The 13,385-nt window shown below is 67.9% G+C and carries 11 protein-coding genes; 4 read left to right on the forward strand and 7 right to left on the reverse strand.

Going from position 1 to position 13,385, the window contains the following annotated elements:
- The first annotated feature begins 163 nt into the window (after positions 1 to 163).
- Entirely contained in the window at positions 164 to 1,120 is a 957-nt protein-coding gene (locus tag C7C57_RS02405) for a DUF1254 domain-containing protein (protein WP_187977443.1), read from the forward strand.
- Entirely contained in the window at positions 1,117 to 2,481 is a 1,365-nt protein-coding gene (locus C7C57_RS02410; protein ID WP_187977444.1) for a DUF1254 domain-containing protein, read from the forward strand. Before C7C57_RS02405 ends, C7C57_RS02410 begins: the two co-directional genes overlap by 4 nt.
- A 58-nt stretch (positions 2,482 to 2,539) precedes the next feature.
- Here C7C57_RS02410 and C7C57_RS02415 read toward each other — a convergent pair whose 3' ends face one another.
- From C7C57_RS02415 to C7C57_RS02430, 4 genes are all read right to left on the reverse strand, one after another.
- Positions 2,540 to 3,733: a Fic family protein gene (locus tag C7C57_RS02415; protein WP_187977445.1), complete on the reverse strand. Its 1,194-nt coding sequence runs from the start codon at positions 3,731 to 3,733 to the stop codon at positions 2,540 to 2,542.
- A 100-nt stretch (positions 3,734 to 3,833) separates the two neighbouring features.
- A complete protein-coding gene (locus tag C7C57_RS02420; RefSeq protein ID WP_187977446.1) occupies positions 3,834 to 4,985 on the reverse strand; it encodes a globin domain-containing protein in 1,152 nt (383 codons plus the stop codon).
- A gap of 157 nt (positions 4,986 to 5,142) precedes the next feature.
- The gene (locus tag C7C57_RS02425) at positions 5,143 to 5,595 is read right to left on the reverse strand and encodes an Rrf2 family transcriptional regulator (RefSeq protein WP_187977447.1); all 453 of its coding nucleotides are present in this window, start codon (positions 5,593 to 5,595) and stop codon (positions 5,143 to 5,145) included.
- 94 nt (positions 5,596 to 5,689) lie between these two features.
- Complete coding sequence (locus tag C7C57_RS02430; protein ID WP_187977448.1) at positions 5,690 to 6,982, reverse strand: GAF domain-containing protein; 1,293 nt, start codon at positions 6,980 to 6,982, stop codon at positions 5,690 to 5,692.
- 276 nt (positions 6,983 to 7,258) lie between these two features.
- Here C7C57_RS02430 and adhP point away from each other — a divergent pair, with 276 nt between their 5' ends.
- Complete coding sequence (gene adhP, locus C7C57_RS02435; RefSeq protein WP_187978251.1) at positions 7,259 to 8,272, forward strand: alcohol dehydrogenase AdhP; 1,014 nt, start codon at positions 7,259 to 7,261, stop codon at positions 8,270 to 8,272.
- Between the two features lie 143 nt (positions 8,273 to 8,415).
- Here the strand turns inward: adhP and C7C57_RS02440 are convergent, their stop codons facing one another.
- From C7C57_RS02440 to C7C57_RS02450, 3 genes are all read right to left on the reverse strand, one after another.
- On the reverse strand, positions 8,416 to 10,692 hold the full coding sequence (locus C7C57_RS02440; RefSeq protein ID WP_187977449.1) for a heavy metal translocating P-type ATPase: 2,277 nt from the start codon (positions 10,690 to 10,692) through the stop codon (positions 8,416 to 8,418).
- A gap of 64 nt (positions 10,693 to 10,756) precedes the next feature.
- On the reverse strand, positions 10,757 to 11,593 hold the full coding sequence (locus C7C57_RS02445; RefSeq protein ID WP_043321592.1) for a siderophore-interacting protein: 837 nt from the start codon (positions 11,591 to 11,593) through the stop codon (positions 10,757 to 10,759).
- A gap of 219 nt (positions 11,594 to 11,812) precedes the next feature.
- Positions 11,813 to 12,307, reverse strand: a complete 495-nt coding sequence (locus C7C57_RS02450; RefSeq protein ID WP_187977450.1) for a hypothetical protein — start codon at positions 12,305 to 12,307, stop codon at positions 11,813 to 11,815.
- A gap of 125 nt (positions 12,308 to 12,432) precedes the next feature.
- Between C7C57_RS02450 and C7C57_RS02455 the strand changes: the two genes are divergently transcribed.
- Complete coding sequence (locus C7C57_RS02455) at positions 12,433 to 13,341, forward strand: LysR family transcriptional regulator (protein WP_187977451.1); 909 nt, start codon at positions 12,433 to 12,435, stop codon at positions 13,339 to 13,341.
- Positions 13,342 to 13,385: the final 44 nt, after the last annotated feature.

A 13,385-nucleotide genomic window follows, 5' to 3' on the forward strand; every position in this document is an offset into this window, starting at 1 on the left:
CCTTTCGACCGTGCCGCGATCTCCGACCGGATCGCGATTCGGGACCAACCTAGGCGGGCGGGCACCCCGCGTCCATCCCTCACCACCTTTTTCATCCACCATGCATGAGACCCACGTCAGTGTTTGATACCCACATCAGTAATCGAGACCGAGAGAGAAGACCATGACCGCGACCCGGGTGACCGTCGATAATTTTGTTCGTGCCGAATCCAACCGGATGTTCGCCGCGCTGCTGGCGGGGACGCCGGGGGTGGGGCACTGGGTGCACCACCGTGCCCCGTCCGCGCTGGATGACCAGCGGGTCATTCGCCAGAACCGCGACACCCTCTACAGCTCGATCATCCTGGATGTGAGCGAGGGTGCCACCCTGACCCTGCCCGATGCGGGCGGGCGCTACCTGTCGGCCGCGCTGATCAGCCAGGACCAGTACACGCCCCGGGTATTTCACGAGGCGGGAACCCATGAGATTACCCGCGCCGAGGTGGGCAGCGATTATGCGCTGGTGGCCGTCCGGGTGCTGGTGGACCCCGATGACCCCGCGGATGTGGCCGAGGCCAACCGGGTGCAGGACGGATTCGCGGCGAGTGCCGGGGCCGCGCGGGCGTTTGAGCTGCCCGACTATGAGCCCGAATCCCTGACCCGGACCCGCGATGCGCTGCTGGAACTGGGGCGCGGATTTGCCGGATTCGACGGGGCTTTTGGTCCGCGCGACGAGGTGGATCCGATTCGTCACCTGATCGGCGCCGCCACCGGCTGGGGAGGCCTGCCCGAGAGCGAGGCGTACTACATCAACGTGGACGATTCCCTGCCGCTGGCCGGCTACGAACTGACCCTGCGCGATGTCCCGGTGGACGCGTTCTGGTCGGTCTCGCTGTACAACGCCGAGGGGTATTTTGAACCCATCGAGGGCACGCTGACCAGCGTCAACAGCGTGACCGGGGAGGCGAACCCCGACGGTTCGGTCACCGTCCGCTTCGCCCCGGCCGCCACCGGCGCCCCCAACGAGCTGGGCATCATGCCCGGCTGGAACTACCTGGTGCGCTTCTATCAGCCGCACCCCGAGATCGTGGACGGCACCTGGGTGCTGCCCGCCCCGACCCCCACGGAGTCCGCAGCATGAGCACCGAACCTCGCCCCAGCACCTATCTGTTCCACTACCCGCTGGTGGAAAATCTGCGTCAGGTGACCCGCTATCTGACCACCGGCATCGGGTCCAATCCCGCCGCCGCGGCCAACACCTTCTCTCATGCCCGCACCCTCGCCGGGCCGCAGGATACGTTTGTCACGATCAACAACGACACCGTCTATTCGATGGCGCAGCTGGACCTCTCGGTCGGGCCGGTCCGACTGGACACCCCCGAACTCGGTGAGCGCTATTTTGTGCTGCAGTTTGTGGACGCCTGGACCAATAACATCGCCTATGTGGGGACCCGGGCCACCGGTAACGCCGCCGGATCCTTTTTGATTGTGCCCCCGGGATGGAGCGGGGAGAGCGACCTGCCCCTCATCCGTGCCTCGACCGATATCGTCTCGATCGTGGGACGGTTTGCGTGCACCGGACCCGCGGACCTGCCCGCGGTGCACCGGCTGCAGGATGCGACCCTGCTGACCCCGCTGGATCCGGACCCGAGCGGACGGGGCATCCCCGAGGTGGCTCCGGTAGTGGGCCAGGCGGGAGGCTCGCTGGGGAATTCGGCCGAGGCCGTGTCGGGGAACTCGGCTGAGGCTGAAGCTGGGACTGAGCCCGTGGCTGGGGTTGAGGCCGAGGCCGCACTGTTCTGGCGTCAGGCCGAAGCTTGGGCCGCCCGCTTCCCGGTTCCCGAGGCCGATGCTGCGCTCGCCGCCGAGTATCCGATCCCCGCGCCGGACCTGTATACCGAAACCTTCACCCAGGGGGTCGCGGACCTGGAACTCGCCACCACCACGGGAGACGCTCCGTTCTACAACGGCTGGGGCGTGGGGATGCACCTGTTCGACTACAACGTCCACGTGCTGGGCCTCGGCACCGTCGCGGATCCGCGCTGGCTGACCACCGATCCGGATCGGCGCATCCTCGACCGGGCGATCAGCTGCAGGCTGGGGCTGTGGGGCAACCACGCCTATGAGGCCGTGTATGCCCAGGCATTCACAGATATCACCGGGGCACCGCTCGAGGGCACTTCCACCTATCGGATCCACTTCCCCGATCGTCCGCCGGTCGGCGCCTTCTGGTCGATCACCCTGTACGACATTCCCCGCTACTACCTGGTGGACAACCCGATCGACCGCTACTCGATCGGCGATCGCACGGCGGGGCTGCACGTTGGACCGGACGGATCGCTGGACGTGATCCTCTCCCACACCGAACCCACCGATCCCGAGGCGCGTGCCAACTGGCTCCCCACCCCGGCGGAACGGTTCCGGCTGGTGATGCGCTTCTATATTCCGGGTAGCGAAATCCTCGACGAAACCTATGCCTATCCCGAGATACGGGCGCTCTAAACCCAAAAGGCGGGCCGGTGATCACGATCACCGGCCCGCGACGCATTCTTCGACGACCCTAGCGGGTGAGGACCTCCAACACCCTGGGGGCGAAAAACCGTCGAGTGTAGGACTGCGGGTGTAAGAGTGCGAGGATGCCCAGGTCCACAAGCTGAGTGACCAGCTGATTTGCTCGGCCATAGGAAATACCGAGCGTGAATTCCACGTCGCGTACCGTAAAAGTGGGATTTGCCACCGCCACGTCGATGAGTGCATGAGCGGAATCGGCACGAAGCGATGACGACCTCACCAACTCTTTCAACTCAAGTTGGACCGAGGAAAGGTCAATCAGTTGGGCGCGCGTTTGCTCGGCCGCACCGGTGAGCCCCGCCGCAAAGAACCGGATGAAACCGTCCCAGTTTCCGCGTGTGCTGACCTCCAGGAGGCGGTCATAGTATTCGGTTCTTCGGGCTTCAAACCACGGGGAAACGGTCAAGGTGGGTTCGGTGAGTACGCCCGTCGAATGAAGGTGAAGGATGATGAGGTATCGGCCCACGCGACCGTTTCCATCCGTGAACGGGTGCAGCGTCTCAAACTGATAGTGCGACATCGCTGCTGCGACAATGGGGTCGATGGTTGTGGAATGATCCGCACGCATCCAATCGGTGAGATCGCGAACTCCCCGTTCCAAATTAGGGCCGGGGGGTGCCGGTACGAACCGGGAGGCGTGTACGGGAAATGCGCTCGAGGGGGCATTCGCCCGTTGACCAATGACCACCTGTCGATCCCTGATGCGCCCAGACGTATCCTGCTGCGAGGTCCCGCGCATGAGCACACCCTGAAGCTCGCTCACGAATGAGACCGAGATCGGATAGCCCGCGGAGGTTTTGTCAAAACCCATTTCGGCCATCGAAACGTAGTTGAGAACTTCGCGGAGCTCGGGCGTGCTCGGTGCCGCCGCATCTGCGGTGAGGACGTCCGCAAGGGGTGCATAGGTGCCTTCGAGCGCCGAGGTGCTCTGTGCTTCGCGTCGAAGCGTGGGGGTGCGAAGCAACCCGGGGTTCGGCAGGTGCGCGGCGGTGGCGTCGAGGGCGGCCAGCGCCGCACGTGCCTTGAGGATGACCAAATAGGTCTCGGAGGAGAGCACCGGAGTTTCATCCGCTAGTGAGACCGGGATGAATGCCGAGTGGTTCCACTCGCCGCGATGAGGATCGGTTCCGTGGATGGGCGTCAAGGTTCCCATTGCGGGGGAGGTGAATCCGTTGACGTCCATATCGTCACTCTAGGTGCCATTAAGTGACATTGTCGAGCAAACATGTCACTCAAGTGTCAATTGAGTGACATGTTTTACTCGCGGTGTCGAGCAATGGCGGCTAGTCGACCTGCGGCAGCCACACGTCGGGGCCGAAAATTTCGTAGTGCACCCGGCTGGCGGGCAGGCCCAGGGCCAGCGCCTGCTCGCGGATGCGGCGCATGAAGGGCTGCGGTCCGCAGACAAACAGCTCGGCATCGGCGGGAATGTTGTGGTCGGCCAGTTCGATGGCCAGGCCGCTGCCCTCGCCCAGCCAGGTGTGCACGCTGGCACCGGGCAGACGGGCGATGTCGGTCATCATCTGATCGCGCAGCGCCCACACCTCGGGGGAGATATCGGTGTGCAGCACGTGGACGCGTCGGGGGGACTTCGCCAGGGCCAGGGTGCGCAGCATCGAGGCGCTGGGGGTCGAACCGATGCCCGCGGAGACCAGGATCAACGGGTGATCACCCGCGGGGAGGACCACGTCGCCGTAGGGGTTGGAGAGTTCGACCACGCTCCCCACGGGCATCCGGTCCTGAAGGATCGGGGAGACGGCACCGTCGTCGCGGCGTCGGCTGGTGATGCGTCGCTCGGCCCCGCCGGGGCTGGTCAGGGTGAACTGCCGGGCCTGGTGAATGCCCGAGTCCAGGAGCACCTTGACGCTGACGTACTGGCCGGGTCGGGCCGGGGTAATCGGGGTGTCATCGGCCGGGGTGAAGGTGATGTTGACGGCGTTGCCCACCTCGATCCGCTCGGAGATTGTCCACGGCATCCACACCCGATCATTCGCCTGGCTCGCGTAGAGATCGCGTTCGAGCTTGATCAGGGCGTGGGCCATCAGCCAGTACACCTCGCTCCAGGCGGCGGCGATCGGCGCGGTGATGGCCTCGCCGAGGTCGGCGGCGATGGCATCAAACAGGTGGGTGTAGACGATGTCGTACTGGTCGGAGGTGACCCCTAGCGAGGCGTGGCGGTGGGCGATGCGCGAGAGCAGGGCTTCGGGGTAGGTGCCCGGATTGTTCAGGAGGTGGGTGGCAAACACGGCGATGCTCCCGGCGAGGGCCCGCGGCTGCTCCCCGGTGCCCTGATTGGCGGTGTTGAACATGCCGTCGAGCAGCTCGGGGTGGGCGGCGAACATTCGCTGGTAGAACACGGGGGTGATGAATTCGATCCGCTCGGCAATCAACGGCAGGGTCGCCTCGATCAGCGGACGGGAGGTGGAGGAGAGCAAGGTTTCCCTTTCGGTTGAAACGGGCGTCATTTGCGCATTTGTAATGCGTACATGAGCAGCTTGCTGCCTCCCGGCATGGTTTTCGAGGGTGCTGGCGGATCCTGATGCCTGCGTTGGCGCACCAACCCGGACCAGGCGGTCCGGTTTGACGGCTGGCCTAGACGGGGGTGCACACGGGCGGCGGCGGAAAGACCAGCGCGATCTGCCGGGGCGTGGGCAGATCGACAATCAGGTGGCGATCTAGCGATCGATAAAACGCTTCCCGGGCCTCGGCAAGGATGGTTTTCAGCGCACAGTCGGCGATCAATGGGCAGCGATGACCGTCGGCGCTCACGCACTCGGCCACGTCGGTGCGGGGGTCGAGGCGGCGCAGGACCGCCCCCACGCTCGCGGCCCGCCCCGCGGCGGTCAGCTGGGCGCCGCCGTAGCGACCGCGAGCCACCTCGACCAGGCCGAAATCGGAGAGCCGCGAGATGGCCTTACTCAGGTGGGTCACCGGTACCTCGATCACCTCGGCGACCTCGCGGGCCGTGCGGATCTCGCCGGGAGGCAGCGCCGCAAGCATGACCATCGCCCGCAGTGCGGCGTCGGCAAACATGCTGAGTTTCATGCCGTCAGCATAGGCAGCGTCCGGATCCTCCGGGCGGGACTGTCGGATACCGCATGCCGCGGCGTCCTATGGTCTCGGGGTGCGGAGGCGAGGATTACCCGTGTGGCGGGCCGTCGAGTTCATCGGTGATGCGGGTGATCTCGCTCAGCACCCCGGCCCGCCGCGGCGAGCACGCGGGCAGCAGCTGGAGGCACATGCGCCACACCTCAAGGTCATCGATTCCGTGCGGTCCACGGGCGAACTCCAGCAGGGGTTCCACCGCGGCGCCCGCCAGCAGAGACTCGCGCAGCCGTTCCCGTACCTGGTCGCGGATGGTCAGGATTCCCGGGGCACGCGAGGAGGGCAGCACATCGCCGGTTAGCGCGGCGAGTGCCTGCCGGTGAGCCCCACGGTCCAGCAGGCACAGCACCCGGCGTACGTCGCTGTCCAGCCCGGGTTCCAGGCGGTAGGGCCGGGTGCCCAGCGTGGTGATCCCCACCGAGGCGAGGACCCGGCGGAGCCTGACGATCTCGGCCCGCAGGGTGACCAGGGGTGCCTCGCGCTCATACAGCAGATCCGCCAGGCGTTCGGCGGTGAGTCCCTGCGGGTGCCAGGACAGCAGGGTCAGGATCTCGGCGTGCCGGGCGCTCAGCCGGGCCTCGCCGTCGGGGCCCCGCAGGATCCCCAGGTCCCGTCCCAGAACCTCCAGGCCGAGGGCGCGGGGCGGCGTCGCGTCCGAGGACGGCACCCGAGTATCGGGGCCTAGTGCCACGTTCGCGGACGAGACCTCGGCCGGCAGTCGTGGCGTGCTGGCGCTCTCACGCAGCCGGCGCACCAGGAGCTCCTGCTGCAGCGCATACGCGGTCGCGATCAGCAGGCGCTCGCCGTGGGTGCGAATGTTCCCGGTGCGATCGGTCAGGTCCAGCACTCCGAGCACGGTGCCGGTTTCGGGATCGCGCAGCGGCACGGCCAGGCAGCTCCAGGACCGTGCCGAACGGGCAAAGTGTTCGCCGTGGTGCACCCGCACCGGACGTTCGAGCGCGAGCGCGGTGCCCGGGGCGCTGGTACCCACCGCAGCCTCGGACCAGTCGGTCCCCGGGAGGAAGGACATCGACTCGGCCGCGGCACGCAGATCGTGGTCACCCTCGACCCACAGCAGTGTCCCGTCGGCATCGCCGAGGGCCACCAGGGCGTCACCGTCGCGTGCATTTTCGCCCAGCAGGAGGGCTCGGGCGATCGGAATCAGGCCGGTGAGTGGGCTGGCCTCACATCGATCCCGCAGCTCGTCGGGGTCGAGCAGTCGGCGTCCGGGACCACCGGCCGGATCCACCCGGTGTGCGGCCGATCGGCTCCACGACTGGCGGACCAGCTCGCTCTGCCCGGGGGTGGAGGAAACCGTAGACCACACAACCGTGTCCCTTCGCCGTGCTCTGGACGACCCCGATGGTCGCGACCCTGGGCCCGCCGACAGGGTGGTCACACCCCGGATGGCGGGCAGCGCTCATGGCAAGTCTAGGGGAGCGCCGACGGCAAAAACAGTTTTTCATGACATCGGTTATAGGTCGCAATCGATTGCAACCTGGGCGGTTCTAGCATGGGGGTGACCAACGGGTCATCGCCCCGAATCCGTCATCACGGTGGGGTGAATCATTTCCATACGATTGGAGTAAACGTGTCGAACACGATGCGCGCCGCCGTCGCCCACTCCGCCGGGGCACCCCTCACCATTGATCAGGTCACCGTCCCGACTCCGGGCAAGGGCCAGGCGCTGGTGAAGGTTCTCACCACCGGGGTCTGCCACACCGATCTGCACGCCGTGCAGGGGGACTGGCCGGTCGCCCCGAAGTCCCCGCTGATCCCCGGACACGAGGGTGTGGGCACCGTCGTCGCCGTGGGCGAGGGCGTCTCCGATCTGGCCGTGGGTGACCTCGTGGGTAACGCCTGGCTGTGGTCCGCCTGTGGCACCTGTCAGTACTGCCGCACCGGGTGGGAGACCCTGTGCGAGAAGCAGCAGAACGGCGGCTACTCGGTGGATGGCAGCTTCGGCGAGTACATGCTCGTGGATGCCACCTACGCCGCCCGCCTGAATCCCGACGTGGACCCGGTGGAAATTGCCCCGATCCTCTGCGCCGGCGTGACCGTGTACAAGGGTCTCAAGGTCACCGACGCGCGTCCGGGCCAGTGGGTCGCGATCTCCGGAATCGGCGGCCTCGGCCACATTGCCGTGCAGTATGCGGTGGCGATGGGCTTCAAGGTTGTGGCCATCGATGTGGACGACGCCAAGCTGGAGCTCGCCCGTCACCACGGTGCCGTGGTGACGGTCAATGCGCTGACCGAGGATCCCGCCACCGTGATTCAGGAGCAGACCGGTGGCGTCCACGGCGTGCTGGTCACCGCCGTCCACCCGCAGGCCTTCGCCCAGGCGCTGGCGATTGCCCGTCGCGGTGCCACCATCGTCTTCAACGGCCTGCCCCCGGGGGACTTCCCCGCCAACATCTTCGACATCGTGCTGCGCGGACTCACCATCCGGGGATCGATCGTGGGAACCCGTCAGGACATGATCGAGGCCGTTCAGTTCTACACCGACGGCAAGGTTGTACCGACCGTGGAGACCGCCAAGCTGGACGACATCAACTCGGTGTTTGACCGGATGAAGCGCGGTGCGATCGACGGCCGCATCGTGATGGACCTGCGCTAACCCGCGCCTGGCTCGCGAGCGCCCGGGCCCCGCGTCACCTCGGTGGCGCGGGGCCTTTGTGTACCCTGTCGGGTGGGGTCGCCGGGCCTGGTTGGCGGGCACGGCGGGAGACTCCGGTTGGCGGCCCCGGGCGGCGGCCTCGGTTAGCGGGCGCGGCCGCGTGCCTGGCTACGTGCCCGGGCCGCGCGCACCCCGGACTCGGGGGAGAGGTCGAGGCGGCGCAGCAGCTGGGCGTTGGCGGCCACGATGATCGTGGACAGCGACATCAGGATCGCCCCCACCGACATCGGCAGCACAAACCCGATCGGCGCGAGCACCCCGGCCGCGAGCGGGACCGACAGCAGGTTGTAGCCCGCGGCCCACCAGAGGTTCTGGCTCATCTTGCGGTAGCTGGCGCGGGAGAGCTCGATCACCGAGAGGACCGAGCGGGGATCGTCGCTGGCCAGGATCACCCCGGCCGAGGCGATGGCCACATCCGTGCCCGCCCCGATCGCGATGCCCACGTCCGCCCGGGCGAGGGCCGGGGCATCGTTGACGCCGTCGCCAACCATCGCCACGACCCGTCCCTCGGCCTGTAGCTCGGCCACCCGGGCCGCCTTGTCCTCGGGACGCACCCCGGCAAACACCCGGGTGATGCCGAGCTCGGCGGCGACCGCGTGCGCCACCGCCTCGGCATCCCCGGTGATCATGACCGGTTCGATGCCCAGGTGTTGCAGCGCCTCCACGGCCTCGCGGGATTCCGGGCGGACCTCGTCGGCGAGCTTGAGCGCGCCGATCACCGCCCCGTCGGCGAGCACGTGCAGGATGATCGCACCCTGCGCGCGCCAGTCATCCGCCGCGGGAAGCTCCCGGGCGTCATACTCGCGGAGCAGTCCCGGACCGCCCACGCCGATCTCCCGCGCGCCCACCCGGGCCCGGACCCCCAGCGCCGGAGCGGAGGTAAAGTCGCTCGCGCGTTCCAGGGTGAGGTGTCGCTCGGCGGCGGCCGCCACGATGGCGCGGGCCAGCGGATGCTCGGAGTCCGACTCGGCCGCGGCGGCCAGTGCCAGCACCGCATGCGCGTCAAGCCCGGCACCCTCGGTGACCGCGATCTCCTCGACCCGGGGTTCCCCGCGGGTCAGGGTTCCGGTCTTGTCAAACAGCACGCTGCCGACCCCGCGCATGCTCTCCAGGGCGAGCCGGTCGGTGATCAGGATTCCGCCGCGGGCCGCCCGCTCGGTGGCGATCGACACCACCAGCGGGATCGCCAGGCCCAGCGCGTGTGGGCAGGCGATGACCAGCACGGTGATCGTGCGCACCACCGCGTCATCGGGCATCCCGAGCAGGGTCCAGACCAGGGCGGTGAGGACCGCGGATCCCAGCGCGAACCAGAACAGCCAGCCGGCGGCGCGATCGGCCAGGCGCTGGGCGCGCGAGGACGAGGCCTGGGCATCGGCCACCAGGCGTCGGATCCCGGCCAGGGCGGTGTCCCCGCCCACCGCGGTGACGCGGACCCGCAGGCCCGAATCGGTGGCCACGGTGCCGGCGATTACGGTGTCTCCGGGGGTGCGATGTACCGCGCGGGATTCGCCGGTGATCATCGACTCGTCCATGTCCGCGGACCCGGATTCGATCCGCGCATCGGCGGGGACCCGGCCGCCGGGGCGGACGATCAGCAGGTCGCCCACGGCGAGGACGCTCGGGGAGACCCGCTCGATCCGCTCGGCCCCCGGTGCGCCCGCATTATGCCCGTCGTGCGTGGAGGCGGTGGCTTCGATGACCCGCTCGGCCTCGTCGGGCAGCAGGGCCGCCAGCGAGTCCAGGGCCGAGGAGGTCTGGGCGAGGGAACGCATCTCGATCCAGTGCCCCAGCAGCATGATCACGATCAGCAGTGCGAGCTCCCACCAGAAGTCCAGCTCATGGCTGAGCAGCCCGAGACTCGACCCCCAGGACGAGAGGAAGGCGACGGTGATGGCCAGCGCGATCAGGAGCATCATGCCCGGCTTGCGGGCTCGCAGCTCGTCCACCGCTCCGGTCAGGAAGGGCTTGCCGCCCCAGACGTACATGACGGTCCCGAGGATCGGGGATACCCAGGTGATTCCGGGGAGATCGGGCAGGGAATAGCCGAGGATGTGGGCAAACATTCCCGAGAGGGTGACCACCGGGAGAGCGAAGACCAGCATGATCCAGAACAGGCGACGGAACGCGGCCACGTGTCCGGCATGCCCGCCGTGACCCGCATGACCGGCATGGCCGCCGTGACCCTCGTGTCTGTCGTGACCGGCATGGCCGCCGTGACCCTCGTGTCCGTCATGACCCTCGTGCCCGCCGGAGGCAGGCGTGCCGGGGACGCCTCCCCGTCCGGGTTCGGAGTGGGCGTGGTGGTGCGGATTCTCTCCGGTACTCCCGGGAGAGCGCTGGGTGTTCTGCTCGTCGGTCATGGCACCCAGGCTATACCCCCAAGGGGTATACGTCTAGATGTGAGTGTTCGCCCCGAGCGATGTCCTAGGCGGGGAAAATCTTGCCGATCGGCTCGCGCTTTTCGGCCTGGAAGCGGTCCTCGGCGCGGCCGTGAGCCCAGTAGCCGGAGAGCGAGAGCTGGGAGCGGTCGAGCTCACGCTCGGTGATGAATACCTCGCGCAGTGCCTTCATCGATTCCCGCTCGCCGTGGGCAAACACGTGCACGCGGCCCTCGAGCCAGGCGAGGGAGCGGACGGCGTCGGCGAGCAGGCGCGGAGTGTCCTCGGTGCGCTCGCCGCGGATGATCCAGTGCACGGCCACGCCGTCGGGACCGGCGAGGGTCGGGCGATCATCCTCGGATTCGATCTCGACCACGACGATGCCGCGGGCGTCCTCGGGGAGGGATTCCGCCGCGGCGGCAATCGCCGGGAAGGCCGACTCGTCGCCGACAAACAGGTGCCAATCGGCCTCGAGGTCGGGGGAGTAGGCGCCGCCGGGGCCGGCAAAAACCACGCGGTCGCCGAGGGCGGCGTTCGCGGCCCAGGGGCCGGCGAGGCCCTCGTCGCCGTGTACCACGAAGTCCACATCCAGGGTGCGCTCCTCGGCGTTGACCCGGCGCACGGTGTAGGTGCGGGTGACCGGAAGGTCCTCGGGGTCGAGGGTTTCGCGCAGCGCGGCCACGTCGTAGGGCGGCTCCAGCTCAAGCTCGGGCTTGGTGAAGAAAATCTTGATGTACTTATCGGTGGCGTCGTTGGAGACAAAATCGTCAAACCCGGGGCCACCGAGGGTGAGGCGCACGAGGTGCGGGGTCAGCCAGTTGCGCGCGACCACCTCAAGGACGGTCTGCGGGCGTGCGGGGCGAGGCGTAGGGGACGTGCTCATAATGCTCATTCTGCACCGTCCCGGTCCGAATTGCACGAACGGTTGCTCATTTTTCGCCTGACCCGCGTTCGAGGGGTGTCTGATAGGCGGGCAAATTGATCAAACAGGCCCGGAATCACGCCGCACACGGCACCCTATGCGCGAGTATGGGGCAACACGCACGGGAATGCACGCGGCCCCCGCGTGCGGCCATGCCGAACGCGGGGGCCGTGCGATTCGCTAGACGCTGATTGACACGCGGCCGGTGTCGGTGTGCTCGTGGGTGGCGGCCGTCAGGGCCTCGCGGCGGGCGTGCTCCTCGGCGAGCATCGCCGCGGTGATGACCGGGATGGCCACGGTGGGCGGCAGGATCTCGTCGGAGTGGTCGGACTGTTCGCCGATCACGGGCACGGTGCCGGTTCCGGTGGAGGTGATGGTGGGGAGGGCGTCGGTCATCGGGTCGCTTGCGGCCGAGCGGGCGCGCTGCCGGGCGCGACGCACCAGCATGACCGAGGCCTGCAGCCCGATCACGATCCAGATGCCGTTAACCACCGCCGAGGGCCACGCGCCGTTGGATGCCGCGCTGATCAGCAGCATGCCCGCACCCACGATGTTGCCCACCTGGAACCAGGGCGAATCCGCGGCGAGCTTGCCCGCGCTGAGCAGGCCGTAGGCGGCGACGGTGAGGATGGCGCCGATCCAACCGGCGGCAACGATGAGAAGCGAGAAATCCACGGGGTACTTTCGGGGGCAGAGGATCGAGTGGGGGTGGCGGCAATTGGGGTGCCGAGAAATAAGTTTCGGTGATTTCCGACCTAAGCACAAATAACGTTTTGTGATCTTAGACATAAGCTTTACTTATGGCAGAAATTGATCCGACTCGACTCACCTTTTTGCTCGCCGTTGCCCGGCACGGCAGCATTCTGGCGGCCGCCGATTCGCTGCACGTGACGGCGTCCGCGGTGTCCCAGCAGATCTCCCGTTTGGAGCGCGAACAGGGGGTCGCCCTGCTGGATCGGGGACCGCGCGGGGTGACCCTGACTCTCTCGGGAAGGATCCTGGTGGAGGCCGCCGAAAGCATCGAGCGCGAGCTCACCGATGCGCGCGGGCGTTTGATCGAGGCGCAGCAGGAGGTGACCGGATCGGTGTCGATCGGGGCGTTTCAGACGGTGCTCTCGGGGTTGATCGTGCCACACCTGGCACAGCTGCTGGACTCCCTGCCCGGAATCGAGCTGCGCCTGCACGACGCCTCAACCCTGCGCCTCCCGCGGATGCTGCGCAGCGGGGAGGCCGACCTGATCATCTTCGACCGCGAGCTCGATGAGGGCTCGCCCGCCTACACCCGGGACGTCCCGCTGCTGGATGATCCGTGGCGGCTCGTGGTCCCGCAGGCGACCCCGGCGGATCTGAGCCTGGATGAGCTGGTGGCGCTGCCCTGGCTCGGGGTGGCCGCCGAGGGGGCATCGGCTCGGGCGGTCGAGCGGGCGCGGATCCGGCTGGGGGTCACCTCCGTGCCGGTTCACGGTTACGAGGACTTCCCCGCCGCCCTCTCGCTGGTTTCGGCCGGGCAGGGGGTGACCCTGCTTCCCGATCTGGCGCTGCAGGAGGCGCTCCCGGCAGGGGTGTCGGTGCGCGAGATGCCAGGCCTCGGAACCCGCTCACTGACCCTGCGCCACCGCGCGACCAAGCGTGAACCGGTCGCGGCCACCGCGATCGTGATCGACGCCCTGGTGCGCCTGGCGCGCGACTGGCAGGCGTCGCGGGTCTAGGGGTGAGCTAAAACCGGCGGCCGCCGCGACGGCGCGATTGCGGT

Source organism: Mycetocola sp. JXN-3, assembly GCF_014522285.1.
Classification (GTDB): domain Bacteria; phylum Actinomycetota; class Actinomycetes; order Actinomycetales; family Microbacteriaceae; genus Mycetocola; species Mycetocola saprophilus.